We start from the raw sequence: 25615 nt of genomic DNA, 5'->3' as shown, positions 1-25615 counted from the left end.
AGTTCAACTTTGTTTCGGCGCGGGCGCAAAGGCCGGGTCGCGCTGGATGCGGCGGATGGTTTGATCCAAGGCCGACAGGAACGCCGAGCGGTCGCGCGGCGCGAATGATTTGGGACCACCGGTGATTTCGCCCGATGACCGCAGATCGGTCATCAGGTTGCGTACCGCGAGCGTCATCCCGATGGATTGTTCTGTGAACGGTTTGCCGTTGGGCGCGATCACCGCGGCGCCCGCTTTGACGCAGCGGCTGGCCAGCGGAATATCGGCTGTGACCACGATATCGCCCTTCCGGGCGCGTTCCGCAATCCAGTCGTCGGCTGCATCCATGCCGGCGCCAGCGGACACCATGTCGATCAACGGATCCTGCGGGATGCGGATGAAGTTCCCGGCCACAACGGTGACGGGCAGGCTGAAGCGGGCGGCGACGCGGTAAATCTCGTCTTTGACCGGGCAGGCGTCGGCGTCGATGTAGATTCGCATGCTCAAGGGATCGAAGTTCCGGAAAAAGGCAGTCATTTGCGGGTGGGCGATGCGGCGCTGACGCGGGACAGTTCCCCGCCGGTCGCCTTGCCTCGAACATGGTGACGGGTATCATCTCCCGCCAATGCGAACACTCAATTTCGCGCAGTTTTCGGGAGGAATCATGACAAAGCGGCTCGAACCATACCGTGTCGAGGCCTTTAACACGGCCAAACAGTCCGAAAACAAGATGCATGACGATTCTGTTGCCCGAAAATTCGGCTTCAGCGGCGGTCTGGTGCCCGGCGTCGACGTGCTGGCCTATATGATCCACCCGCCGGTCCAGCATTGGGGCCGGGATTTCCTCGAACGGGGCCTGATCGAGGCCCGATTCACCAAGCCGGTCTATGACGGCGAGACCGTCGAGGTGATCGCCGAGGAAGCCGGCGAGGGGCTCGCGCTGAGTGTTGAGGGCGGCGGTGAGATTCGTGCGACCGGCACGGCGTCGCTGACGGCCTTCCCGGTGGTGCCGTTGCTGCAGGACTTTCCGGACACGGCGGCGGTCGCCGCGCGGCTCCCCGTCAATGCCGAATCCTATGCGCTGGACAAGTGGCTCGGCACCGCGCCGCGGGTCTGGCCGGAAGATGGACTTGCCGAATATCTGGGTGAGGTTCGCGAGGCCGACGATCGGTATCTGCGCGAGGGGATCGTGCATCCCGGCGTGCTGCAGCGGATCATGAACAAGGTGCTGGTGGACAATGCACTGCTCGGGCCGTGGATTCACGTCGGCAGCAGGATGCAGCTGCTGGCGACCGCGAACACCGATGACGAATTGATTGCGCGCGCGCGGGTGACCGCCAATTACGAGAAAAAGGGGCATCGCTTCGTCGAGCTCGATGCGCTCATCGTGGCCAATGGCACAACACCCGTCGCGCATTGCCAGCATATCGCGATCACTCAGCCGCGCGAGGTCGTGGCGGCGTAAGCGAGGCTCGTCATGGCCGGAACATCTAGCGAAGCGAGCTTCGCTAGATGTTCCGGCCATCCACGCCTTCCTTCGCTTGCGTCAAGGCGTGGATACGCGGCATGCGCCGGGGATGGCGCCGTCGCGCCATCGCAGATTCAACTGTCAAACAGCCACGGTGCTTCAGACATGCGTCATCGCCCCCATTATTTACGGCGCGGGGGCGCCGTCGTGGTTTGCATTCCCGCCCCCTGTGAGAGGGCGTGCGGAACGCCGGGTGCCCGTTGCACCCTTGGGCCTGATGCCGATGCGGTCTTCCGCAAGGTTATGCATCAGGACTTTCGGAGGCGCAGGGCAAGTGCCCAGCGTTCCGCATGCGGTGTTTTTTCGGTTGCTTGCGCTTTGCCATGGCGAACGGTTCTGTCGAACGATTCCATCACCAAAATTACAGTCCCAAGGCGAAGGGACAGGGTGCCTCAAGCGAGTAAGCCGAACGCGTTTTGACTTGGTCGTCCGTCACGTGATCTGCAGGTTTCTTCCATCTCAAGACAAACCGTGCCGCCTGTCCCAGTGGTATCCTGACCACAGACGATTCGGCCTGCCGCAAGACAGCCGTCACCCACATCTCCCGTGACGCCGCATCTCCGGCGTCCACCGCATCCCACCCCGCGAACGTGACGATCGCGATCACCCCTCTCGGTGGGGCAGGACGGAAGGAACATAATCCATATGGGGATACTGTCAACTAGAAGATAGGAAAAAATGTTTGGGTGCCCAAGCTTTCATTCCCCGCCACTCCAATTGGAGTGGCTGAGGTTTGCGTCCGGCCAGTGCCGGCCGCGCCCCGGAATGACAGCTCGGGCGGTACATTGTCGCCCGCTGCTGTCGGATGGGCTATGTCAGGGGCGAGATGATGAAGAGGCAGAAATGATGACGGATGTTTTTCGGCTGGATCGCTATCTCGCGCGGATCGGCTTTGACGGACCGGTTGCGCCGGATCTGGCTACCCTGAGAGCCATTCACGCGGCGCAGGTCGATGCGCTTCCGTTCGAAGGCCTCAATCCGTTGCTGGGTCTTCCGGTCAAGCTGGATATGGCGTCATTGCAGCACAAACTCATCGACGGCCGGCGCGGAGGCTATTGCTATGAGCTGAACGGGATGCTGCGGGCTGCGCTCACTGCGATCGGTTTCAAGGTCACAGGCTTGGGCGGGCGGGTGCGATGGAATGCGCCGCCGGACAGTCCGCTGGGGCCCAGGACGCACATGATCCTGAAGGTCGATCTTCCGGACGGGCCGTATCTCGCCGATGTTGGCTTTGGCGCCTGCGTGCTCGATGCACCTCTGCGGCTCTTCACGGGTACCGAGCAGCAAACGGCGATGGGGACCTATCGGCTGACCGAAGCCGATGGCCTGTTGTCGCTGAGTGCGAAGCGGGCGGACAGCTGGCGCACGATGTATGTGTTTGACCTCGCGCCTCAGCTTCCATCGGATTACGAACTCGGCAACTGGTACACATCGACCAGTCCCTTCGTGCCCTTCACCTCGACGCTGGTGATGGAGCGCGTCAGCAGCGACCGGCGTCATAAACTGGTCAATCGCCACCTGATCACGGAGGGATCTGGCGGCGAACCGGTGTCTGAGCGCGTGCTCGGCAGCGCTGCGGAGTTGCAGCAGGTTCTCGAAGAGACCTTCGGTGTCACGCCGCCGGCCTCCGCTGACGAGATATTCGCGGTCATCACCGCAAACGCGGAGCTCCGTTGACCGCAGCGAAATCCCACCATTCCGCCCCGGTTGCGGCGAATGACGCGTTCGGCTAATTCGCCTCGAGATTATCACGAGGGCCGTCAAATGTCGCTGTCATCCGCCAAGAACTATGCGCTACGCGCCGCCAAGTCGCAGGATCAGAAGGAAGCCACCGAGCTGCTGTCCAAGGCGATCATGGAATTGACGCTGGCGATCGAGGCGCAGGACGCCAAGATCAAGAAGATTAACAAGGGCGCATGACCGGGTCGCTGATCTCGTCGTCTTGCGATTGAACCTATCGGGCAGCCGCACGTTTAGTGTTCCCCACATCGGAAGGACATGACATGAGCGCGCTCAGTAAAATTCGGGAACATATGGAAGTGATTGGCGCCGACGGCGTCCATGTCGGCACTGTCGACAAGGTCGAGGGTAATCGCATCAAGCTGACCAAGAAGGATAGCGGCGAGGGCAGCCACAAGGGTCATCATCACTTTATCGATGGCGGTCTGGTCGCCGAAGTGGAGGGCGACAAGGTGCGGCTGTCAGCCAATGGCGACGTCGCCTTTGCCATGGAAGAAGAGAAGTAAGACGGAAAAACCCCGCGGTGTGAACCGCGGGGTTTTCGCTCAGATCACTCACATGGAGCGAGGTGAGGCGCGCCTCACTTCACCTCCATCTGCAGTCCTTCCTTGTCGATGATGGTCTTGAACTTGGCCGTCTCAGCCTCGACGAAGGTCTGGTACTGCTGGGGCGTGCCGTAGTCTGACACGGCGCCCATGGCGGCGATGGTCTTCTTGGTCGCATCGGTACCGAGCAGAACCTTGATCTGCTCATTGAGCGAGGTCACGGCTTCGGTAGGTGTGTTCTTCGGATAGAATACGCCGAACCATGACGCGACGTCGAACTTCTCCAGCTCGGGCGCGGTCTCGCGCATTGCCGGGACGTTTGGCGCCTGCGCGTTGCGCTGCTGCGTGGTGACGGCGAGGCCGGTGAGTTTGCCGTCAAGCACCTGCGGCAGCGACGGATAGAGATTGTCGAACAGGATCTGGATGTCGCCAGCGAGGGCCGCCTGCAGCGCAGGGCCCGCGCCGCGGAATGGGACGTGCTGCATCTTCAATCCGGTGAGCTGGAGCCACCATGCGCCGGTGAGATGCGGGCTCTGGCCGACGCCCGACGAGCCATAGTTCAGCTTATCCGGATTGGCCTTGATATAGGCGATCAGTTCCGGGATCGTCTTGATCGGCACGCTTGGATGCGCGCAGACGATGTTCGGAATCTTGATCATGTTGGAGACCGCCTGCAACTGATCGCTCTTGTAGGTCAAGTTCTTGAAGATGCTGTAGGCGATGGCGTTGGGGCCGGGATTGCCGACCAGGATGGTGTGGCCATCGCCCTTGAGGCGCGCGACTTCGGCGGTGCCGATGGTGCCGCCGCCGCCTGAGCGATTTTCCACCACCACCGACTGGCCCCACACCGGCTGTAGATGCGCGGCGAGCATACGGCCCATCACGTCGGTGGAGCCGCCGGCTGCGGCGGGCACGATGACGCGGACGGTCTCAGTGGGCTTCCATTCGCCGGCGCCGAGGCTGGCGCGCGGCAGGATCGCGGCGCTGGTGATCGCGGCCGCGCCGGTCAGCACGCTGCGGCGGGTGATGAGTCTGGTCATGGTTTCTTCCCCTCGATGGTGTCGTTTTGGTTTTGATGTTGTCGAAACCGTAATCAGACGCGCCGCTCCGGACAAGCCGACCTTGTGATGCACCTTGTGGAAGTGGGAAAAAAGCCCCGTGGCGAGTGCCGCGGGGCTTTTGCAATCGGGTCGTCAGCGGGGCGGACGACGCATCGCTCATCCGCCCTATATTCGTGACCCACCTGGGGCCTCAGGCCCCGATATAGGCCGCCAGTTCGTCGGCTGTCCCCTTCGGAAAGGCATCCTGCAAGTAGTCGAGAAAGGCGGAGACGCGCGCGCTCAGCAGCCGCCGGGACGGATAGAGCGCCCATAGCGCAACATCCGGCCCGTCGACATCGCCCCACTGCACCAGCGTGCCGGCCGCCAGATCGTGACTGACGAGTGATAGCGGCAGCCGCCCGGCGCCGATCCCGGCGCGGACAGCATCACGGACCATGAGCAGCGATGGGAGCCGCAACACCTGATCAACCGCGATGCGTGATTTGCCGCCCGGCCCTACGACATTCCAGATTGCCGATCGGTCGCCCGATCCGCGTCCCACCGCCGGAACGGCGGCGTGATCCGGCGTTGCGAGATCGGGTCTTGCGAGACCCGGGTTAGCGACGACGAGCAACCGGTCGCGCAGAAATATCCGTCCGACGAGGCTGATGTCCGGATCTGGATTGACGCGGATGACCAGGTCATAACCCTCCTCGACCATGTCGACGGTCCGGTCTTCCATCGTGATCTCGAGCCGGACCTCCGGATATTTCAGCGCGAACCCGGCCGCCAGCCTGCCCATTGCGGTTTGTGAGAACAGCATGGGCGCGCTGATCCGCAGTGGGCCGCGCGGTCTTTCCGCGCCCGACGCGATGGCTGCCGCCGTCTCGTCGAGCTCGGTGAGCAATGCCCCGGTTCGCTCGAACAGCGCCCGTCCTTCCTCGGTGAGCTTCAGCACGCGCGCCCCGCGCTCGAACAGGCGCAGCTCAAGGGTGGCCTCCAGTTCGGTGACGCGGCGCGACAAGGTCGCCTTGGGGCGCCCGGTCGCGCGCGCGGCGCGGCCAAACCCACCGTGCCGGGCGACGAGATTGAAATCGGCGAGGGCGAGCAGATCCATGTGTGTTCCGCTAGTGGGACAGTCTGTCCAGATATAGCATCTACCGGTTCGAATGCGGATCATCATTTTTGGAGTGTCTTTTGACCCCCAACCGGAGTGATCCCCATGACCATCCTCGTTACCGGCGCAACCGGCACAGTCGGCCGCCAAGTCGTTGAACAGCTCGCCAGGCGCGGCGCCGATGTGCGCGCGCTGGTCCGCGATCCCGCCAAGGCCGACTTTCCGGCTGGCGTCGCGGTGGCGCAGGGCGACCTGCTCGATGTCGACAAGCTGCGGGCTGCGCTGTCGGGCGTCTCCACGCTGTTCCTGCTCAACGCCGTGGTGCCCGACGAATTCACCCAGGCGCTGATCACGCTCAATCTCGCCCGTGAGGCCGGCGTCGAGCGGATCGTCTATCTGTCGGTGATCCATAGCGACCGCTACGTGAACGTGCCGCACTTCGCGGGCAAGTTCGGCGTCGAGCGCATGATCGAGCAGATGGGCCTCAAAGCCACCATCCTGCGCCCCGCTTACTTCATGCAGAACGATCTCACTATCAAAGACGTGGTGACCGGATACGGCGTCTATCCGATGCCGATCGGCAGCAAGGGGCTCGCCATGATCGACGCGCGCGACCTTGGCGAGATCGCGGCCATTGAGCTGCTTCGCCGCGAGCGGGCCGCTCCGTTTCCCCTCGACCGCATCAACCTGGTCGGCCCCGACACGCTGACCGGCGCGGATGTCGCCGCCATCTGGACCGAGGCTCTCGGCCGCCCGATTGCCTATCCGGGCGAAGACACCGCCGGCTTCGAGCAGAATCTCCGGCAGTTCATGCCGAGCTGGATGGCTTTCGACATGCGCTTGATGGGCGAGCGCTTTGTCACCGACGGCATGCTGCCCGAGGCCGGCGACGTCGCACGCCTCACCGCGCTGCTGGGGCGCCCGCTGCGTTCCTATCGCGCCTTCGCCGCCGAAGTCGCAGCCGCGCTCTGACGGCACCGGCAAACGCCGTTTGCACACGTTCCCTTCACCTCTCTCCCGGCGCGAAGCAAAGCTTCGCTACAGAGGAGAGAGGTGAGGCTCGTAGCAATCACTAAACGCTGACGAGGTTTTTGATCCAGGGCGGGTCATGCTGGACGGCGGACATCAGAGCGTAATCTACCCTACGATTTCCGCGACGTTACGCTTTCTTGATGCTGCGGTAGTCGAGCTGGCGGTGAAACCAGTATGTGTAGCCCGAGATATTTTTCTGCATCGCGAGGCTGAGATAGGGCTGAACCAGCGGGATGCGCGGCACCTCATCGAAGGCGATGTCGATCATCTTCTTCACCGCAGTCTCGTAGGCCGGTTTGTCGCCACTGGCATGGCTCGCGCGCGCCGCATCGATCTCCTTGTCGAGGGCGGGGTTCTGGTAGCTCATGGTGTTAAAGATGGCGTTCTGGCCGTGATAGGTGAGGAAGAAGAAATATTCCGGATAATCCAGCCAGCCCGAGAAGAAGTTGATCATGAAGGGCATGGTCTTCTTGGTCATCTCGCCGCGCCAGTTCGAACCCGGGATCTTGTCAATCCGCGTCTTGATGCCGATGGCAGCGAGGTTCTCCTGAACCAGCACGGCGATCGGCTCGGAGATGGTGCTCTGGCCGATGTCGAGCGAAATCACGGTCTCGAACCCGTCGGCCATGCCGGCCTCGGCGAGCAGCGCCTTGGCTTTGGCGAGATCGGTCGTGTAGCCGGTGGGGCAGGGCCATGCGGTGCTGCTGACCTTGTTGGAGGCGGCGCCATAGAGCGGCTTGGCTGCGCCGAAGAACGCGGCATCCATGATCTTCTGATACGGCACCGCATAGGCCACAGCCTGCCGGACCTTCACATTGTCGAAAGGCGGCTTGGTGACGTTCAGCTCGATACAGTACATGCCGTTGGAGATCGGATTGGCGGCGACATTGAACTTTTTCTCCTTCAGCTCTGCATAGTCCTTCGCTGGCACTTCGAACGAGACGTCCGCGTCGCCACGCTCGATCAGCGCGCGGCGATTGCCGGCCGACGGCACCATGCGCCAGATCACGCGCTTCAGCGACGGCAGCGGGCCGCATTTCCATGCGTCGTTTCGGATGTAAACGACCTCGGTGCCCGGCGTGTATTTCTCGACCTTGAAGGCGCCGCCGCCGGCCATGTTGTTCTTCACGAACTCCATGCCCCACGGATCCTTCTCGGTGGCGTTCTTCTTCACCAGGGCCGAATTGTAGATCGCCGGAATGACCACCGCGATATCCGGCATGGTCAGCGCGTCCGGCTTCACGAAGTCGATGCGGAAGGTGTAGTCGTCAATCGCCTTGAACTGGTCGGTCTTGAGCATGCTGCCGACGGCCATCTGGCTGGTCGGGAATCCGCCGACCGAAACGGCGCGGTCGAACGACCATTTGACGTCGGCGGCCTTGACCGGCGTACCGTCATGGAAGCTCGCATCCTTGCGCAGATGGAAGGTGACGCCTGTGGCATCGATCTCCCACGTCTCGGCGAGTTCGGGGGCGAGCTTGCTCTGGTCGTAGGAGGTCGAGCCGTCCGGCAACGTTTTGGTCGCATAGGTCATCAGGCGGTCGTAGCAATTCCATGACACCTCATAGCCGGGGCGATTGGTACCGACGCCCTGCACGTCGAGATTGTTGGGGCCACCCTCGCTGATGATCAGCAGCGTCTCCTGCTTCGACTGTGCTTGCGCATGCGTCAGCGGCGCCAGTGCGGCGAAGCCGCCGACGACGGTCGCGGCGGTGGCGGAATGGAGAAATTCTCGGCGGTTCATAAGATGTCGTCTCCTGATCGGCATTCGCTCAAATGGGCACGAAGCGTGCTGCGTAAGGGAGCAAGCGACGTGCCAGATCGGAAGATTCGATGCGTATGGGCGATCAAGATTCGCTGACGGACACTGCGCCAACAAAAAGCCCCGCAGCGTGTGCTGCGGGGCTTTTGCAATTCAGCGATTTGATAGTTCCGCCTAGCGGAAGCTGATCAGCTTGAACAGCGGCGTGAGGTAGCTCATCTCCTGGCCGGATGTCGGCGTGGTGCGGCTGATGAAGTCGAAAATCTTGCCGTCCTGCAGACCGTAATTGGCGAGCCGGATCACCTTGCGGTCCTTGTCGAAATAGATCGCGATGACGCGCTGGTCGGTGACCTTCTGCGGCATGAACGCGACGGCGCGTTCGGCGCGCTGCGAGATGTAATAGAACACTTCGCCTGATAGCGTGGCGACGGTGGAGGGCGTGCCCATCACGATCAGCACCTGATCCTGGCTGGCGCCGATCGGAATCTGCTCCAGCGCGCCGGGGGGCAGGATGTAGCCCTTCTGGAATTGCTCGGCGCAGGCGCCCAGCGTGACGCACAGGGCCGCGACTGCGAGTGCCGCGCGCATGCCGCGCCAGCCACGTGTCGGCCGCGCCTTCGCGCTGGTGGAGGTCGAAATTGTCATAGCGGAGGGGGTCCCATCCTCTTGCATCCCGGAAGGCGTTGACGTACCGGGCAGAACCTCTGAATGCAACATGCGCGCGCCCGAGGGGCCCGCCTGAGGAACCCAAGATGGTCTGGCCGTTCAGTCACTTCAGAAAGCCCCCGGCGCCGTTGCGCGGCACCATTGAAGCCATCTATGGCATGATCGTGGCGCAGGCGCGAGAACCCTTGTTTTATCGGGACTTGGGGGCACCGGATACGGTAAACGGGCGTTTCGATATGTTGCTGCTGCACCTGTGGCTGGTGCTGCGCCGGCTGAACCCGAAGGATGAGTTGTCGCAGGGGCTTTTCGACAGGTTCTGCAGCGATATGGACGATAATCTGCGCGAGCTCGGCACCAGCGACGTGAAGGTGGCGAAAAAGATGCGGGAATTCGGCGATGCCTTCTATGGCCGGACAGGCGCCTATGACGCAGCGCTGGGCGCGGGCAGGGAGCCTCTGGCGGCGGCGCTGTCGAAGAATATCTATTATGGCATGAATATCGAGAACGCCCGGCGTCTCGCTGTTTATGTCGAAGTGGCGAATGCCCATCTGGGTACGCTCGATACAACGACACTGACATCAGGCGCGTGGCATTTCCCGTCGCCCGAGATCGCTCTAAAGACAAGTTTGGTAACGACATGAACAGACCCGACCGTACCGTGGATCTCACGCCGCCCTGGAGCGTGCCCATCGCCGTGATCCAGATTCCCGAGACGGGGTTGGCACGCGACATCGAGGCCACCCCCGCGCAGCGCGAGGGAATCGCCGCGCTGGGCGGTCTCGTCAGCGTGGGCGCTGCCAAGGGCGAATTGCTGCTGACCCCCGTGAAGGGCGGCACGGTGCATGTCACCGGCCGCATCTGGGGCAAGGTCGAGCAGACCTGCGTGGTGACGCTGGACCCGGTGGCCGCCGATTTCGAGGAAGAGATCGATGTGATTTTCGCGCCGCCGTCGCAGATTCGCGAACTGGCCGAATCGGTGGACGAGGACATCGAGAGCGACGAGGAAACCCCGGATCCGCCGGAGCCGATCGAAAACGGCTTTATCGACCTCGGTAAGCTGGCGACGGACGCCCTGTTTCTGGGGTTGGATCCGTATCCCCGCAAGCCGGATGCGGTGTTCGAGCCCGTGGTTGAGGTTCCGGACCCCGAAGAGCACCCGTTTGCGGCCCTGAAAGCGCTGAAAGCCGAACCCGAGAAGCCGAAATCCAAAAAGCCCGGCAAAGGCTGAGTGAGGGCTGAGGCCGGGGTCCGATTCCAGGTCCGCAGCAACTGGCGGGACAAAAACGCCTGGTCAAGATGTTGTATCGGATGACGGAAACGCTATTGTCCCCGGCCGAAATCGGGTTAATGCCATAACTTCGCCGTTTGCCGCCAAATGCGGCAGACTTCGTCCGCGGCCACGAGCGTCAGGCCGCAAGAGACAGGTTTCCGGAACGTCCATGCCGAAAAAGGTTCGCATCGCGCTAGACGCCATGGGTGGCGACATTGGCGCATCGGTGGTCATTCCCGGCGCTGCGATCTCGCTGACCCGGCACCCCGACAGCGAGTTTCTGCTGTTCGGCAACAGTGCGCTGATCGAGAAAGAACTCGCCAATCATCCGGCGCTGAAAGCGGTGTCGAAGGTGATCCATACCGATGTCGCCGTCAGCATGCACGAGAAGCCGAGCCAGGCGCTGCGCCGCGGCCGCAAGGTCTCGTCGATGTGGCTGGCGATCGAGGCGGTGAAGAAGGGCGAGGCCGATGTGGCTGTCTCCGCCGGCAACACCGGCGCGCTGATGGCAATGGCGCGGTTCTGCCTGCGGATGCTCGACGGCATCGAGCGGCCCGGTCTGGCTGCGATCTGGCCGACCACCCGCGGCGACTCGGTGGTACTCGATCTTGGCGCCACCATCGGCGGCGACGCCAACCATCTGAAGACCCTCGCGGTCATGGGCAGCGCCATGGCCAGCGCATTGTTCGATCTGGCGCGGCCGACGGTCGGCCTGCTCAATATCGGCGTCGAGGAAATCAAGGGCGGCGACGAGATCCGCGATGCCGCCGAATTGCTGCGCACCGCCAATCTGCCGCAGCTCGAATTCGTCGGGTTCGTCGAGGGCGACGGCATCGGCCGCGGCGATGCCGACGTGATCGTCACGGAAGGTTTCAGCGGCAATATCGCGCTGAAGGCGGCCGAAGGCACCGCGCGCCAGTTCGCCGAATATCTGCGCAATGCCATGGCCCGCACCTGGCGCTCGCGCATCGGCTACCTGTTCGCCAAGAACGCCTTCAAGGCGGTGCGCGACAAGGTCGATCCGAACAAGTCCAACGGCGCGGTGTTTCTCGGCCTGCGCGGCATCGTGGTGAAAAGCCACGGTGGCACCAATGCCGACGGTTTCGCCTATGCGGTGGATGTCGGCTACGACATGGTCCGCTACGACCTTCTCACCAAGATCAATCAAATGCTCAACCGCGACGGCCAAGCGCTCCCTGCGAGCCCGGCTGCGCAGGAGGCTGTCTCGTGACTGCGATACGTTCGGTTGTGCTCGGCTGCGGCTCTTACCTGCCGGAGCGGATCCTGACCAATGCCGAACTGGCATCCAAGGTTGACACATCGGACGAGTGGATCGTCCAGCGCACCGGTATCAAGCAGCGCCACATCGCTGCCGATGGCGAGTTCACCTCGCATCTGGCGATCAAGGCGGCGCAGGCGGCGCTCGCCAATGCCGGCGTCGACGCGCAGTCGATCGACTTGATCGTGCTGGCGACCTCGACCCCGGACAATACGTTCCCGGCGACGGCCGTTGCGGTGCAGAACGCGCTCGGCATTACGCACGGCGCGGCGTTCGACCTGCAGGCGGTGTGTTCCGGCTTCATCTTTGGGCTGACCACCGCCGATAGCCTGCTGCGCACCGGCGCCGGCAAGCGCGCGCTGGTGATCGGCGCGGAAACCTTCTCGCGCATTCTCGATTGGACCGATCGCGGCACCTGCGTGCTGTTCGGCGACGGCGCCGGTGCTGTGGTGCTGGAAGCACAGACCCAGCCAGGCGAAGCCAGCGATCGCGGCGTGCTGACCACGCATCTGCGTTCCGACGGCCGGCACAAGGAAAAGCTGTATGTCGATGGCGGTCCGTCCTCGACGCAGACGGTGGGTTACCTGCGCATGGAAGGCCGCGAGGTCTTCAAACATGCGGTGGGCATGATCACCGATGTGATCGTCGACGCGTTCAAAGCCACCGGCGCCAGCGCCGAGACCATCGACTGGTTCGTGCCGCACCAGGCCAACAAGCGCATCATCGATGCGTCGGCGCACAAACTGCATATTGCGCCGCAAAAGGTGGTGCTGACCGTGGATCTTCACGGCAACACATCGGCGGCGTCGATTCCGCTCGCGCTATCGGTGGCGGTAAACGACGGCCGTATCAAGAAGGGCGACCTCGTGTTGCTCGAAGCCATGGGCGGCGGCTTCACCTGGGGGTCTGCACTCATTCGCTGGTGATGCGCTGGTGATGGTGCAGATCGACAACATCTCAAATTGTCATGATTTTCCATGCCTTTGCATCGATGGTGACTGTTGACCGGAGCGCGTTAACCTCCTAATTTCCGACGCGAATTTGGTTCGCCGAGAGTTTGTGGGGCAGGCGATGACGGGCACGGGAAAAACAGTCACACGCGTCGATCTGTGCGAGGCGGTCTATCAAAAGGTAGGCCTCTCACGCACGGAGTCGTCCGCGTTCGTTGAACTGGTTTTGAAAGAAATTACGGATTGTCTGGAGAAGGGCGAGACAGTGAAGCTGTCGTCGTTCGGCTCCTTCATGGTGCGCAAAAAAGGCGAGCGTATTGGTCGCAATCCGAAGACAGGCACGGAAGTACCGATCTCGCCGCGGCGTGTGATGGTATTCAAGCCGTCGGCGATCCTGAAACAGCGGATCAATGGCGACAGTGCCGCAGTTGGCAACGGTAAAGATCACGACGAGTAGCTAGAGAACCACGCTTTAAATAAAGACTTGGCGAACCACAGGGATCCTGCACTTGGACAAAGCGCCGGATGCGTTTCGAACCATAAGCGAGGTCGCTGACGACCTCGATATACCGCAGCATGTTCTGCGGTTCTGGGAAACGCGGTTCACTCAAATCAAACCGATGAAGCGATCCGGCGGCCGGCGATATTATCGCCCGGACGATGTCGATCTGCTGCGCGGCATCCGCCGGTTGCTCTACGGCGAGGGTTACACCATCCGCGGTGTGCAACGAATCCTGAAAGAGAACGGCATCAAGTCGGTGCAGGGGCTGGTCGACGGCCACGCAGCGCCGAGCTTCGCGCCGACGTCCGCAGTTGCTGCGGTCGCGCCGCGCGTCCAGGCGAAGCGTCCCGTGGTCGAAGAGGATCACGAGGAGGAAGAGACCGAGGACGAGGCTGAACGCGACGACGACATCGCGGAAGAGGCCGAAGACGAGGCTGACGCCGAGGGCGAAGAAGAGGGTGACGGCGAAGAGTCCGATGACGAAGACGGCGAAGTTGATGACGACGAGGCCGAGGAAGAAGACGATGAGGAGGTCGTGGAGGCTACTACTCCCGCCGTCGCCCGGCGCGGACCCGACCTGAACACCCGTCGCGACACGTCCATGCGCGAGGAACTGTCCGCGCGCCGTGAGCCGCCAATGATCGCCCCCGCGCCCCGTGTGGAGATCGCGCGGTCACAGGCCTCGGTACGGGCGGAGCCCGTAATGAGCCGTCCAGCGCCGGCTGCGCCGCGACCGCCGCGTCCCCTCGACCGGGAACGGCTCGAAGCGGTACTCGAGGAGTTGCTTGCCGCCCGTCAGGCACTCGATACGGCCATGAAGGACGGCTAGCGTAGGTCGCTCTGGCCTGAATTGAAGCAGCCATCACACTGGTACGGAACCGGGAGCCGATCCCGCGGTTGTAACGGGCAGATACACGTTGCGAGGTGGCTATCATGTCCCGTTGGCGTGCGGCTGCTGGAGCCCCAAACATCCAGCACACAATCCAGCATGATGACGATGTTGGCTATTACGGTGGCTGGACCATAAGCGGTCTCGCCGTTCTGGCCACGATTGGCGTGGTCTGGGTTCTGGGTATTTGACCCGAACGGCTTGGGTGCCCGGAGGCTGCCGACGAACGGTGCTTAGCCTGTAAGATTCTGATTTTGTTTAAATAAATGGTCGGAGCGAGAGGATTCGAACCTCCGACCCCTAGTCTCCCAGACATATCAGTTAGTCCGTCCCCGTCCCTCAAGCGCCCTCATACGCCTCGTTGGACTGGGAAATGTCGCCGCGCATTAGGCTTGGTTTTGCCCGAGCCATCTACGCTTGTCATTGCCGTGCTTCCCCGGTGCTTCCCGAGGCACAAATGACAGCTCAGACCATTACCAAGACCCTAGTGGACGGCCTCGAAACCAGGGGCGCCGAATATACCGTCTGGGACGCCAAGCTTACCGGCTTCGGCGTCCGTGTGCGCCCAACTGGCGCCAAAACTTTCCTAATTGTCTATCGCGCCGGGACCGGGCGAACCGCACCGTTCCGCCGCTATACGATTGGCGCCGTTGGCAAGATCGCCCCGGACGCCGCGCGCGTCCAAGCCAAGGCCCTCCTCGGTTCGATCGCCAACGGTGCAGATCCAGCATCAGAAAAGCGCGCCAAGCGTCCAAAGACCGAAGATGTGTCGTTCGAAAGGCTCTGCGAGCTGTACTTGGACGAGTACGCTAAGCCGAATAAATCATCTTGGAAGAACGATGAAGGCTACCTGAAGCGACCTCGCGCTGCATTGGGCCGCACGCTAGCGAACACCGTAACCGACGATGACATCGCGGACGTGCTCGATGAGATCGCCGAAGAGGCGCCAGTAAGCGCCAATCGCACCCAGTCGGTGCTCCACAAAATGTTCGAATGGGCTCGCCAGCCCGGGCGAAAGTACGTTTCAACCAACCCGATAAGGGGCCTCGAACGCCGCGGCGGTAAGGAGACGTCCCGGAAGCGGGTCCTTTCGGACGAGGAAATCCGAACGCTTTGGTGGGGGCTCGAACACCCAGAGGTGCCGTGCGATCGGCAAGTTGCACTGGCACTAAAGCTGGTCCTAACAACGATGGTCCGCCCATACCAGGCGGCCGGAGCCCTTCGAGCAGAGCTCCATGGCCTAAGAACAGCCGCGCCAGAATATCATATGCCACCGCACCGTGTGAAAGGCCGGCGTGAAGTAGTCGTGTCGCTATCTTCGCTCGCGCTCGAAGTGATCGACCTTACGAACAGCGAGAACCAAATACCTGTCTTTCCTTCCAAGTATGGCGAGGAGCCGCAGCCGATACGGCGATCGGCACTTTCTCAAGCCCTCAACGACAAACCATCGGAGGGGCGGACCGGCGTTCGGACGTTCTTAGGAATGGAGCACTTCACGCCACATGATTTAAGGCGGACCGCTGCCACCATCGCGCGACGTGGCGGAGCGCTCCGAACCGACGTAAAGGCCATGCTCGACCATGTGGATGGAGACGTCACCGCGGTTTACGACAAGTACGACATGCTTTCAGAAAAGCGGGTCGTCGCGAATATTCTCGCCGACGAACTCCGAAAGATCATTGGTAACAAGCCGGACATCAACAACGTTGAAATAAATCGTGAGGGACAACCGCTGCACCTGCGGCCGTTCGAAAATGAGAGAAGCCCGCTAACTTCGCAGGCTACATGCGTTTGAGCCGTTACGCATTACAAGGGTAGATGGTCGTTGCGATGTGTTGCGGCCACCCTTGTTTCATAGCAGACCTATGATACTCTTAGCCGGTGCAAAGCTAAGATGATGGCGCTAAGGGCAGCGCCGAGTTTCTCTCATTCCTTGGATAACCGGCTCGCACGTCAACGGCCCCCGATCCAAGGGATTATCATGCAGCAATTTCTCGATACCAAGGAAGCCGCTAAGCACGTGCGCCTCTCGACGGCGACTCTTGAACGCCTTCGTGTAACCGGTAGCGGCCCGCATTTCATCAAGCCGATCCCGACCCGTGTTCTTTACGACGTGGCAGATCTCGACGCCTGGATGCGCGGGCGCCGACAGCTTTCCACCTCAGAAAATCAAGCGGCATAATCGTGCGCCCCTGAGAGCGCACGAATTGACGAGGCCGTGGCATCGCCGACCACGTGCGCGAGCTCCAGGACGCAAGAGCATTCGCAGGCCCGTCGGCCAATCTGAATCGAAATCCGTTTTGCGGGCAGCCAAACAAAATGGCCCCGCCGACCTGCCAGTCGAACGGAGCCAAGGATTTGAAGTTGCGTAAACATAACACGTCCGCCGAGCGGACTCAACGAAACCCCATTGTCAAAATTCCTGAAAACCTCTCATCGGTTCTTGAGGGCAATGAAGGCGCCGATGGACGCGATTTCTCGCGAAGACTAAGCCCTGGCTTACGCCTTGCTTGCTTCAGCGACCCCGACAGAAGCTTTAAGTTGTTCGTCGCGCCAGGCGAAGGCTTTGGACGCCAAGCTCGTCGTGAGATCGAGCAGGAAATCAGAAATGTCGGTCGGCCCGATCTTTTCCCGGATACGGCAGAGTTTGAATTTACGACGTCACCGTCCTGTGTATTCCAAGCTGCCTCGGGTCTTCCGGAAGATTATCGTACTTCCATCGTAGACTGGGCTATCGAGCTCTCCCAAGCCGTGCTCATTTGCGTAGACAAGGTGCCTGGTAGACCTGCCGGTGAGCCCCATCGCGTTGTTGCACCCGTCCAAGCCAGCTTTCGCTGCTCCCCTGACCAAGTGGCTATCTGGACTGACTATCTAGGACGGCGCATTCGCCCGCGTCATCGCTTTGCTGTCGTCCGCTTCGCTGAAAGCGAGGTGGTGTGATGGTTGGCTCGACAAATCTCGATGTTGCACTCGGCCTTGCGGAGAGCGGATTCAATGTCTTCCCCCTGATTGCTGGACGAAAGGAGCCCGTGCTCGAGGAAGACTGGAAAGTTTTAGCGACAAGAGACCCGGTGAAGATCCGCGCCATGTGGCCGGAGGGAAAGGCCGACCGTAATGTAGGCATCAGGACAGGCGTTCCGCTCCTGGATGGCTACTTGGTCGTCATCGACATCGACGTAAAGGACGGAAAACCAGGTCGACGCGCCATCGCGGAGCTTGAGGCCCGACACGGGCCGATGGAGCCGACCCTGACGTTTCGCACCGCTTCGGGCGGTGAACACCGTTACTTTATCGTTCCATTCCTCGTCGGGAGCAGTAATTCCAAGCTTGGCCCAGGCATCGATGTGCGCGGGGTTGGCGGGTATGTCGTCGGGCCCGGCAGCACCGTCGGCGGTAAGCCATACACTTTGTCGAACAGCCATTCGATTGGCGTCCTGAGCGAAGTTTACGCCGTGCTGTGCGGCAGACCACGCGAACGATCAGCATTGAGCCGCGACGAGCCGCTAGTCGAGTGGGACACTGACGAGAACATCCGCGCCGCAGCTCACTGGCTCGCGACGACTGCACCCCAGCACGGAACCTATACCGTCGCCTGCCGGGTGCGAGGCTGGGGTATCAGTCGCGACAAATGCCTCGAGCTGATGATGGATCATTGGCCGCCGGCCGAGGCAAAGGGCACTGAGCACGTCGAAACGCGGGTGAACAACGCCTACACTTATGCTCAGGATCCCCCAGGCATCGCATGCGCAGAGGTTGAATTTGAGCCGGTTGAAGGTGTCGAGCTCCGCGACGATGCGCGCGAGCCGGCAGACCTCTGGGAGCATGATAGTGAACCTGGGGACGATCTTTCGGGCGTCGTACCAGATTACGTCAGTCGTTTCGCCGAAGACCGCGCGCACCGCCTCGGCGTGAGCGCCGGCGCCATGACTGCTGCCACCGTAACGGCGTTAAGCTCGCTCGTCCCAGCCGGCAACAATCTGCATTTGAGGCAGAACAGCGACTCCTGGAGCGTGAAGTGCATTATCTGGACAGCAATCATTGGAGACCCCGGAACAGCCAAATCGCCGGCCGTGAACGCGGCGATGGCTTTTCCAGAAGCGTTGGAGAAGTCTTGGCGCACTGAGTTCGCAAAAGCGCTGGGTGAATTCGAAAGAACGCAACTTGCCACGAGCCGCTCAAAGAAGCGGCCCAAAGACTTACCGAAAGAGCCCGAACCATTGACGCCAGACGTCGTGCTGTTTCCTGATGACGGTTCGGCAGACGCAACGCCGACCGCGGCACCCAAGCTGAGGCGCAAGATCGTCAACGATGCCACGACCGAAGCAATCGGTTTGGTTCTTCACGACGGCCCGGCCGAGGCTCCCGTTCTCGTTCACTCCGATGAGCTAGTGGGGTTGATCGGTGGCATGGATGCCTACCGAGTGCGCGGCAGCAAGGACAAACCGTTTTTTCTCCAAGCGAAGGAGGGGAAACCGTATGCGATTGACCGGAAATCGAGTGGGACACTGATAGTGCCATCGCTCGCCATGTCGATCTTAGGGACTATCCAAGACGAGAAACTAAGCAAGATCGCCCCGACGCTGACAGATGACGGTTTCCTCCAGCGGTTCGCGTTGGTCATCATTCGGAAGACAGGGCGGGGGGCCGACATCCCCGACAACCGGTCTCTCGACGGATCCATCGCCCGGATCGCTCATGCTCTCGCCGATCTGGAGCCGACCGATTATCGACTCTCGCCCGAGGCCGCCTGTGAGCTGGATGCGATCAATGATTTCTCTGAGCGAGAGGGCCGCCGGCCTGATATTGCATCAGGTCTTCGAACATGGCTGAGCAAAACCCCGAATGAGTTCGGGCGATACTGCCTCGCTTTCCACCTCATCGAGTGGGCCTCGAGCCTCGAGCCCGCCCTGGGCACGCCGCCGGCGGGCTTAGTTTCCGTGACCACTGCAAATCGAGCGCGCCGATACGTCGAGGAGTTCCTCTACAGCCATGCGCAGTATGTGTACGGCACGGTGATGGCCATGGGACAGGATGACGGGGACGTCAAATGGGTGGCTGGCTACATCCTTTGTCGCGAACTGAAGACGATCAACGCCCGCGAGATCGGACGCGCGTACCGATCGCTCAGAGGAGCGCAGAAGCGACCGAAGCTGTTTTCGGTTATGGCCACGCTTGCGCAAAACGATTGGGTAAAACTCACTAACCCAGTTCGGGGCGAGTGGCGCGTCAATAAGGCGGTGCACAGTGGCCGTTTTGAAGAGATTAAGCGCGCCGAGACCACCCGGCGTTTGGCCGTTCGCGCTGAAATCACCCTGGAAGCCGAACGGCGTCGGTCAGCAAAGGAGATGCGGCCATGACAGGAGGTGTCACCGCTGTCACTTGCGCGCGGGGTAATAGCTATTCCTCTCTCTTCTTATGTATCCCTCTCTGGCCAGTCCTACTCCTTGTGGCGGCCTTAAGTGACACCGGTGCCGGTTGGATGCCGATTGGGGGGCTGTTATGAAGAACAAGGTCTTTTGGCGCATGATATCGGAGATGCCGCCGATCGACTGGGAGCTTTTGGCCGCGGAGCGCCGCGGCTATCGGCACACGCCAGCCACCATCAAGAAATTCACCGAAACTAAAAAGCGCAATCTAGCTGCCAAGCGCAAAGCGCGCGCGAAGGAGAAGCCTCCACGTCCCCCGGTGCGGAAGCGCTTGAAGATTAATTCAGTGGACGTCATGCTCGGATCGATGGAGCAGGGCGCCTGGTACGGCCGAACAGACATGCAGCACATGTCGGGCTTGAAGCGCGGCACTGTCGCCACGGCGATCCTGAGGGCCGAGAGCCTAGGGCTGCTTAGGCGGATCAAGAATCCAGAGTGGGAGCGTCAGGGCGGCGCTGAGTGTGAGTTTCTGTATCAGAAATTGTCGGACCTTGGCGCACCTGTTGAAAAGTGAAGCAAACTGGTACGCAACGAGACAGAGCCCGGAATCAAAGCGCCTCTTTTCAGAATTTCGAATAAGGCCAGCGCCATATCAAGCTAAGTCTCATGTGACGCCTTCGTATGTGAAGCGGTCGCCGCCCCGATACCAAAATGCGACAAGCGCGACATTCCTCCAGCGTCCGCGCGCCTCTTTCGCGGAGTGCGCGAATTCGCGTGTCGCGTTTCGCGGGTTGGCGAACACGACATTCCAGCGGCCGATGCGATAACCCTCAGTGCCCCTTGCACATATCGAGAGTGAACGGAGATCGCAATCCCCACACGTTGACGGCCCTCTGCGACAGTGATCCGTTTTGCGCCGGGGCGCTGGAATGGAGCCAGCCATGCAGGACAAACAGCTTCTCTCGCCGCGCGACGTCGCAAAGGAACTGCACGTCACAAACCGCACGCTTCAACGATGGGCGACGGTCGGTTGGCTAACGCCGTCCCATTTCACCGCCGGTGGCCATGCGCGATATGACCGGGCGTTGATCGAAGCGGCAAAGCGAGGCGAACGGCGAGAGCCGGTCCGGACCCGGCGAGGGGACCAAACCGCCTCTCGATATGCCGGCACCGAGACCGTCGGCATTGCTGTCGTCAACGAGACCCGTCGGGAAGTCGGCCTTGTCCTCTCCGCCGAGATAGAGCGCACCAAGCGCGAGGCTACGGCCGGCGCTCTTGCTCAGCGGCGCTTGGCCAACCTGTACGATGAAGCGGTGAGGGTGCTGCTCGGGATCGAGCGCGGCGCATTGTGCTCACAGCTCTGGCGCCATCAGTTGGCCAAGGTCGCCGACGCGCTGGGCGTGTCGAGCTCCCGCCTACGCGACATATGCGACCTGTACGAAATTCCAACGCCACCGCCAGGCTACTGGCTCACGAGGCCCGAACGCCGGAGCGTGCGCATCTTGGATCAGGACCCAAATCAGTGAACGACAATCTTTATCTTCGAGGAAAGAGTTGAGGTCCACCGAGTGTCGCGGAAATTCTATTGCCTTCGCTCTCTGGTTGCGAAATCATCGTGCAGGATTGGGGCACGCGTGATGGTATTCAAGTATTTTTCTGGCATCTTATTTCTGGTGTGGTTCACGACAGGTGCCTTCGGCGCGGACGTGCGGTCCGCAGCCCTGAAAGATGGACGGATTATCATCGTGATCTCTGGGGACATTGCTCCCGGAGATCTCGATGCATTTAAAGCTGCGGTGAAAACCGCGAACGATGCCGGCAAGCTCGTTACATCAATCCGTCTGAACTCCGGTGGAGGAAATCTTGTCGAGGGCGTCAAGCTTGCCGAAGCGGTGCGCTTCGCAAAGATGGCGACTAACGTCGGACAGAACGCGACATGCGCGTCGGCATGCTTCCTCATCTTTGCGGCAGGCGAAACCAAATACGCAAACTACACCGCGCAAATCGGCGTGCATGGTGCATCTGATAAAACAGGTGAGGAGACTGTCCAGTCCGGCGCTGCGACGGTGTCCATGGCGCGCATCGCTAAGGAGCTCGGTGTCCCGCCAGCAATTATAGGACGAATGGTGGTGACACCACCTTCCGACATGGTTTGGCTAAGCCCAACGGATCTTCAATCCATGGGCACAGCGATGGTCGGCAAGCCATCGCAGATTGCCTCGACGACTTCGGTGCCGCCTATAAATGGTCAAGTACAAGCCGGGCCACCGGTGCAATTACAGCCAACCGCGAAGGCAGCGCCACCGACGTGGGCCTCACTCGTTGATGCCGGTGGAAGGCTGTCCGCAGAACAGAACGGTGGAAAGCCTCAGACGGCCCGAACGTGCCAACCTGAATTCAAAGTTTGCGTGGACGGTGTGATGTATCGCGACAGCAAAGGCGTTATGACACTCCTGAAAGTGACGCGCGATTTGAACGACAAGATTATCAGACGGGAGGCATGCACCTTTAATTCAAGCAGCGATATCCGCAAGTGCTTGAATTGGGACACCAGCGAAACACGTCGCGATATGCAGGACTCTTCTGGAAACTGGATCAAGGTTGCGGACGATTAAATGATCAAGCTCATCCTCGCCTTCGCGCTTTGCGTCTGGTCGATCGGCGTCCAGGCGGAGACAGTCGACGTGAAGTATCGTGGGGCTGTCGACCTCACGCCGTTCCGCTGCACCGACACGCCGCGGAGCAGCTTCGTGGAGCGTGTCTGTTACGATAAGCCAAACCAGTACATGATCATTCGGCTCAAGAGCACCTACTATCATTACTGCGAGATGCCCGAGGCGACATTCAACGCGTTCGTTGCAGCGAGCTCAATGGGCCAGTACTTCAACGCGAATATCAAAGGCACCGGCAAGGACGGCCTGTTCGATTGCCGAACCCACAAAGTGCCGAGCTATTGAATTCTAACTGGGGTCATTGATGGACATTTACGATCACAGCTGGACGTTCGACGAGCGTCGGTCTGATCAATACAAACATTTCGTATTGATCGGGTCAAAAGGCATGACCCAGGCATATCCCACAGGCGATCTGAAGCACCCGGAGCAATTCTACTCCCGCGAGGAGGCCTTGGCCAATGCGGCACTAGCTGCCAAGGCGCCCGATATGCTGCGGCTGCTGCGATCGGCCGAGAAGTCGCTGGAGATCCTAAGCGTGGACGATGTCGGTGCGCTTCGCCTGCTCCAGGACGTGCAGCAAGGTTTGAGCGGGATAGTCAGCAAGGTAATGGTTAGCGCGTAATTGCCTTTGGTTATCCGTCATATCCCCGATAGCAGGGCGGGCGTCATCCATCAAGAGCGCGTGTCGTCCAGTGCATCATGGGTGGGCTTTATCGCCCACCAGGCGAGCCAGCAGCCCGCGAAGCCAAATGGCAGCGTTACAAGAAGGGCTTGGACCTGCTGAGTCATTTGTCAGTCCCTAGTTGCCGTCTACGCTGAGGTGACTTTACCGATTTTGCATGTCATTTACAGTTCAAGCGGAATTGGACGTCTTCGTCCGCCTCTGCCACGATAGCGCTTCCAAGCGGCCTTTACGGCCATGAGGAGGGGCGTCTGGTCAATATGAGACACCAGCGCGATGCCCTTGTCCCGCGAGATCCGTTGTGAAGGCGCCTGCATGCTGAACGACCGAGGAAAAGTCCTGACTGCTTTGGGTCAGAAGCCGATGAAGATATTCGACGTCATGAAACGCGCTAACATTAACAATCAGGAGGTTTGTCAATCGCTCCTGTTGAAGATGCGAGACGAGGGCTCGATCAAGTTTGATATTAAGAAGGGCCTGTGGTCGCTGAATTAATCAGTCTAAACGGCGTGTCGGACGGCATTGTTTTGCTGTCTTAGCGCAGCACGGCTACTGCCCTGGCGCGCCGAAGATTACTGCAGCCTTGTCGAGAATGGCGCTGAACGCTACTCGCGATTCCTCTGCCGTTCTTTGATCATGAAAAACCATTGTCATCGATGGCGATCGGCCTTCTTGCTGCAAAACGAAGCCGGGGCCGGTGAAGCCGTTGAGACCGGTGTTAATTTGCTGAACGTCGCCGAGTTTCCAAGCCATTTCTCTTCCCCCCATTTGAGGTGCTGCCTTAGCGCAGCACCCAAGAGTGCGGAGGCGGTTTAAGCCTTCGCGTTGATGCTCATGTTGGAAATCGTAGGAATATTGCTGTTCGGCAAATGCTTCGGTGTGTCTGACATCAAGGCGAACAGAGCAAGTTTTACACTCAGGAAGAATAGATCGCGCCTTGTGTCGTGGGGGTCCAGACGAAAAGTATGAGGATCGCCAGGCAGCGGAAAGTGTGTAAGGCCCTCGTGGGCGCGCAGTTTCCCGAAGGCGGCCGTCAATCCTTTGTCCTCCGAATTGAAGGACGTATCCAAAAGGTGCGCCATCTGGTTGCGGATCTCCACAATCCCATGCATCGTCTGCCGCATTGGCTTGTCAAACACATATAAGCGATAGGCGAGTTCAATTTTCGGAGCGGTGCTCCCCAACGCGCCATTCACTCTGAACAGAGACTCGTCGGTTGTCTCCCGAAGTCGCATCTCGAGGATTGTGCGAAGGGCATCGTCAAGCATAGCGCCTCCGACAATGCCAACGATCCGATCCGAAATTTGACCGTCGATAAGCTCGCGGAGCGCGCCGTTCTGCTTCTCGTTCAGGACCGCCCAGACCATCCATTCTTCCTTCGGAAATCCACCACTTAATCGCTCCAAACCGTTCGTATTGCGCTAATGCCAACATCTAAGCTCACGCGCATCTCATGCAATGATTGCAGGCGCAAGATGCTACGGGCGTAATGATGGTAGACAATGCGCCTTCTGCTCATTCCGTCAGTAGTGATTTGCTGTTCGCTTTAAGGCACGCATAGACGAAGCGTATTGTCTTCCTTTGTTTGTAACCATCCAAACCACAGATGCGCCGCTTAATGAGCCATCAGATTGTGACTCTGGCTTTATCAAGCCGAGCGCCTCAAGTTGATCCCGAAGTCTGACAAGACTGAGCGCGTCGAGAGTGTTTGATTCCATCTCTTGCTCTCCAGCTAAGAGGAGCGCCACCGACGCAATCTTATAATCCAGTGAGTCTTCCCGCGGCCCCATTAACAGAAGGTCGTACAAGTTCACAAATAGAAGCCCAATTCTCAGTGAGAGCTTCAAAGGCGGCCGCTTTTTTCCATCATGCCACTGACTGACAGTAAGTTCGAGGTTGTCGGAGGGGCCGATGAGATCTGGATCGAAGTGGATTTCTGTCGCTTGCAAAAGCCTTAGTTGTTCGTGAAGGCGAGCATTCTCGACGTTCAGACGGGCGAGTTCTTGCATGACCTTAGGGTCTGCCGCCTGGTCTCCGCGGATCCACCCAACGGCCGGTTTCAGCGTTTTCTCATTTCCAACAGCAATGACAACTCGCGCACAAAGATCGCCTACATCGTTCCAGGTTTCCACCAACCGGTTAGATTTTAACCGATCCCGAAAAGCCACGAGTTTGTTCTCTTTTTCGGCGTCGCGATCGGTGCGATCCGATGCAATCGATCCCGGATTTCCGTGAAGGAATGCCAACACGGGGATGCCCCGTGCCTGAGCATAATCATACTCCATTTCAGTGAAGCTGATGCCTCCGCCTGATAGCGATCCATAACGAGCTGCGGTGATCACTATGTAGTAATCGCTTCGATCAATCACGGTCTTAATGTATTCGAACTGCTGCTGATCCGTTGCAGGGAACAATTCCATGCCCGCGACCATATAACCAGCCTTCGCTAGCATATTGCTAACGGCCCTTCGTTCTTCAATGAGATCAACGAATGTTGAGCTCAGAAACACTTGATACAGCTTATCCATGGTGGCTCGTGTTTAAATGCTTGCGGAGAAGAACCGCGATAGGAAGGGGCGGTGTCTGCACTGCT

Annotated in this window: 29 protein-coding genes; 21 read left to right on the top strand and 8 right to left on the bottom strand. The window is 60.2% G+C overall.

Annotated elements, in window-relative coordinates; translation table 11 throughout:
• Nucleotides 1-3: 3 nt before the first annotated feature.
• Nucleotides 4-516 carry a YaiI/YqxD family protein gene (locus CIW50_RS07740; protein ID WP_246664192.1) on the bottom strand — a complete coding sequence of 171 codons (513 nt, stop codon included), beginning with the start codon at nucleotides 514-516 and terminating at the stop codon, nucleotides 4-6.
• Between the two features lie 127 nt (nucleotides 517-643).
• Between CIW50_RS07740 and CIW50_RS07735 the strand changes: the two genes are divergently transcribed.
• The 4 genes from CIW50_RS07735 (at nucleotide 644) to CIW50_RS07725 (ending at nucleotide 3753) form a co-directional block, all read left to right on the top strand.
• Nucleotides 644-1444, top strand: a complete 801-nt coding sequence (locus tag CIW50_RS07735) for a hotdog family protein (RefSeq protein WP_149530697.1) — start codon at nucleotides 644-646, stop codon at nucleotides 1442-1444.
• A 906-nt stretch (nucleotides 1445-2350) separates the two neighbouring features.
• Nucleotides 2351-3184: an arylamine N-acetyltransferase family protein gene (locus CIW50_RS07730; RefSeq protein ID WP_349636739.1), complete on the top strand. Its 834-nt coding sequence runs from the start codon at nucleotides 2351-2353 to the stop codon at nucleotides 3182-3184.
• 87 nt (nucleotides 3185-3271) lie between these two features.
• Nucleotides 3272-3427: a hypothetical protein gene (locus CIW50_RS28985; RefSeq protein ID WP_172980264.1), complete on the top strand. Its 156-nt coding sequence runs from the start codon at nucleotides 3272-3274 to the stop codon at nucleotides 3425-3427.
• Between the two features lie 83 nt (nucleotides 3428-3510).
• Entirely contained in the window at nucleotides 3511-3753 is a 243-nt protein-coding gene (locus CIW50_RS07725) for a DUF2171 domain-containing protein (protein WP_149530696.1), read from the top strand.
• Nucleotides 3754-3827: 74 nt separating this feature from the next.
• Here CIW50_RS07725 and CIW50_RS07720 read toward each other — a convergent pair whose 3' ends face one another.
• Both CIW50_RS07720 and CIW50_RS07715 read right to left on the bottom strand, forming a co-directional pair.
• The gene (locus CIW50_RS07720; RefSeq protein ID WP_149530695.1) at nucleotides 3828-4832 is read right to left on the bottom strand and encodes a Bug family tripartite tricarboxylate transporter substrate binding protein; all 1005 of its coding nucleotides are present in this window, start codon (nucleotides 4830-4832) and stop codon (nucleotides 3828-3830) included.
• A 211-nt stretch (nucleotides 4833-5043) separates the two neighbouring features.
• The gene (locus CIW50_RS07715; RefSeq protein WP_149530694.1) at nucleotides 5044-5949 is read right to left on the bottom strand and encodes a LysR family transcriptional regulator; all 906 of its coding nucleotides are present in this window, start codon (nucleotides 5947-5949) and stop codon (nucleotides 5044-5046) included.
• A gap of 105 nt (nucleotides 5950-6054) precedes the next feature.
• On the opposite strand from CIW50_RS07715, the gene CIW50_RS07710 reads away from it, so the two are divergent.
• Nucleotides 6055-6921, top strand: coding sequence for an NmrA/HSCARG family protein (locus tag CIW50_RS07710; RefSeq protein ID WP_149530693.1), 867 nt, complete (start codon nucleotides 6055-6057; stop codon nucleotides 6919-6921).
• 187 nt (nucleotides 6922-7108) lie between these two features.
• Here the strand turns inward: CIW50_RS07710 and CIW50_RS07705 are convergent, their stop codons facing one another.
• Both CIW50_RS07705 and CIW50_RS07700 read right to left on the bottom strand, forming a co-directional pair.
• Complete coding sequence (locus CIW50_RS07705) at nucleotides 7109-8725, bottom strand: ABC transporter substrate-binding protein (protein WP_149530692.1); 1617 nt, start codon at nucleotides 8723-8725, stop codon at nucleotides 7109-7111.
• 192 nt (nucleotides 8726-8917) lie between these two features.
• Nucleotides 8918-9388, bottom strand: coding sequence for an outer membrane protein assembly factor BamE (locus CIW50_RS07700; RefSeq protein ID WP_172980263.1), 471 nt, complete (start codon nucleotides 9386-9388; stop codon nucleotides 8918-8920).
• 107 nt (nucleotides 9389-9495) lie between these two features.
• Here CIW50_RS07700 and CIW50_RS07695 point away from each other — a divergent pair, with 107 nt between their 5' ends.
• The 16 genes from CIW50_RS07695 to CIW50_RS07625 all read left to right on the top strand — a co-directional run bounded on the left by CIW50_RS07695 (nucleotide 9496) and on the right by CIW50_RS07625 (nucleotide 22962).
• The gene (locus CIW50_RS07695; RefSeq protein WP_149530690.1) at nucleotides 9496-10050 is read left to right on the top strand and encodes a ubiquinol-cytochrome C chaperone family protein; all 555 of its coding nucleotides are present in this window, start codon (nucleotides 9496-9498) and stop codon (nucleotides 10048-10050) included.
• On the top strand, nucleotides 10047-10637 hold the full coding sequence (locus CIW50_RS07690) for a YceD family protein (protein WP_149530689.1): 591 nt from the start codon (nucleotides 10047-10049) through the stop codon (nucleotides 10635-10637). Before CIW50_RS07695 ends, CIW50_RS07690 begins: the two co-directional genes overlap by 4 nt.
• 211 nt (nucleotides 10638-10848) lie before the next feature.
• Nucleotides 10849-11910: a phosphate acyltransferase PlsX gene (gene plsX, locus CIW50_RS07685; protein ID WP_149530688.1), complete on the top strand. Its 1062-nt coding sequence runs from the start codon at nucleotides 10849-10851 to the stop codon at nucleotides 11908-11910.
• Nucleotides 11907-12884 (top strand): beta-ketoacyl-ACP synthase III, encoded by a 978-nt coding sequence (locus tag CIW50_RS07680; protein WP_089264601.1) that lies wholly within the window; start codon nucleotides 11907-11909, stop codon nucleotides 12882-12884. The genes plsX and CIW50_RS07680 overlap by 4 nt, the downstream gene beginning before the upstream one ends.
• Nucleotides 12885-13029: 145 nt before the next feature.
• Nucleotides 13030-13365, top strand: coding sequence for an integration host factor subunit alpha (locus CIW50_RS07675; RefSeq protein WP_149530687.1), 336 nt, complete (start codon nucleotides 13030-13032; stop codon nucleotides 13363-13365).
• 52 nt (nucleotides 13366-13417) lie between these two features.
• Entirely contained in the window at nucleotides 13418-14239 is an 822-nt protein-coding gene (locus CIW50_RS07670) for a MerR family transcriptional regulator (protein WP_149530686.1), read from the top strand.
• A gap of 104 nt (nucleotides 14240-14343) precedes the next feature.
• Nucleotides 14344-14490 carry a hypothetical protein gene (locus tag CIW50_RS28980; RefSeq protein WP_172980262.1) on the top strand — a complete coding sequence of 49 codons (147 nt, stop codon included), beginning with the start codon at nucleotides 14344-14346 and terminating at the stop codon, nucleotides 14488-14490.
• Nucleotides 14491-14756: 266 nt separating this feature from the next.
• Nucleotides 14757-16094: a tyrosine-type recombinase/integrase gene (locus CIW50_RS07665; RefSeq protein ID WP_172980261.1), complete on the top strand. Its 1338-nt coding sequence runs from the start codon at nucleotides 14757-14759 to the stop codon at nucleotides 16092-16094.
• A 186-nt stretch (nucleotides 16095-16280) separates the two neighbouring features.
• On the top strand, nucleotides 16281-16481 hold the full coding sequence (locus CIW50_RS07660) for a helix-turn-helix domain-containing protein (protein ID WP_092144488.1): 201 nt from the start codon (nucleotides 16281-16283) through the stop codon (nucleotides 16479-16481).
• A 137-nt stretch (nucleotides 16482-16618) separates the two neighbouring features.
• Complete coding sequence (locus CIW50_RS07655; protein ID WP_149530684.1) at nucleotides 16619-17239, top strand: hypothetical protein; 621 nt, start codon at nucleotides 16619-16621, stop codon at nucleotides 17237-17239.
• Nucleotides 17239-19656: a DUF3987 domain-containing protein gene (locus CIW50_RS07650; protein WP_149530683.1), complete on the top strand. Its 2418-nt coding sequence runs from the start codon at nucleotides 17239-17241 to the stop codon at nucleotides 19654-19656. Before CIW50_RS07655 ends, CIW50_RS07650 begins: the two co-directional genes overlap by 1 nt.
• Before the next feature lie 178 nt (nucleotides 19657-19834).
• On the top strand, nucleotides 19835-20239 hold the full coding sequence (locus CIW50_RS07645; RefSeq protein ID WP_149530682.1) for a hypothetical protein: 405 nt from the start codon (nucleotides 19835-19837) through the stop codon (nucleotides 20237-20239).
• 367 nt (nucleotides 20240-20606) lie between these two features.
• Nucleotides 20607-21191, top strand: coding sequence for a MerR family transcriptional regulator (locus CIW50_RS07640; RefSeq protein ID WP_197738354.1), 585 nt, complete (start codon nucleotides 20607-20609; stop codon nucleotides 21189-21191).
• 108 nt (nucleotides 21192-21299) lie between these two features.
• The gene (locus tag CIW50_RS07635) at nucleotides 21300-22280 is read left to right on the top strand and encodes a COG3904 family protein (RefSeq protein ID WP_149530680.1); all 981 of its coding nucleotides are present in this window, start codon (nucleotides 21300-21302) and stop codon (nucleotides 22278-22280) included.
• Nucleotides 22281-22622, top strand: coding sequence for a KTSC domain-containing protein (locus CIW50_RS07630; RefSeq protein ID WP_149530679.1), 342 nt, complete (start codon nucleotides 22281-22283; stop codon nucleotides 22620-22622).
• 19 nt (nucleotides 22623-22641) lie between these two features.
• Nucleotides 22642-22962 (top strand): hypothetical protein, encoded by a 321-nt coding sequence (locus tag CIW50_RS07625; RefSeq protein WP_149530678.1) that lies wholly within the window; start codon nucleotides 22642-22644, stop codon nucleotides 22960-22962.
• 609 nt (nucleotides 22963-23571) lie between these two features.
• On the opposite strand, the gene CIW50_RS07615 is transcribed toward CIW50_RS07625, so the two are convergent.
• From CIW50_RS07615 to CIW50_RS07605, 3 genes are all read right to left on the bottom strand, one after another.
• Complete coding sequence (locus tag CIW50_RS07615) at nucleotides 23572-23775, bottom strand: hypothetical protein (protein ID WP_149530676.1); 204 nt, start codon at nucleotides 23773-23775, stop codon at nucleotides 23572-23574.
• Between the two features lie 59 nt (nucleotides 23776-23834).
• Nucleotides 23835-24389 carry a hypothetical protein gene (locus CIW50_RS07610; protein ID WP_149530675.1) on the bottom strand — a complete coding sequence of 185 codons (555 nt, stop codon included), beginning with the start codon at nucleotides 24387-24389 and terminating at the stop codon, nucleotides 23835-23837.
• A gap of 156 nt (nucleotides 24390-24545) precedes the next feature.
• A complete protein-coding gene (locus CIW50_RS07605) occupies nucleotides 24546-25550 on the bottom strand; it encodes a DUF4062 domain-containing protein (RefSeq protein ID WP_149530674.1) in 1005 nt (334 codons plus the stop codon).
• Between the last annotated feature and the right edge of the window lie 65 nt (nucleotides 25551-25615).

The organism is Tardiphaga sp. P9-11, from assembly GCF_008329525.1.
Lineage (GTDB): Bacteria > Pseudomonadota > Alphaproteobacteria > Rhizobiales > Xanthobacteraceae > Tardiphaga.
The sequence above is the reverse complement of the archived record's forward strand: the minus strand, read 5'-3'. Positions and strand labels throughout refer to the sequence as shown.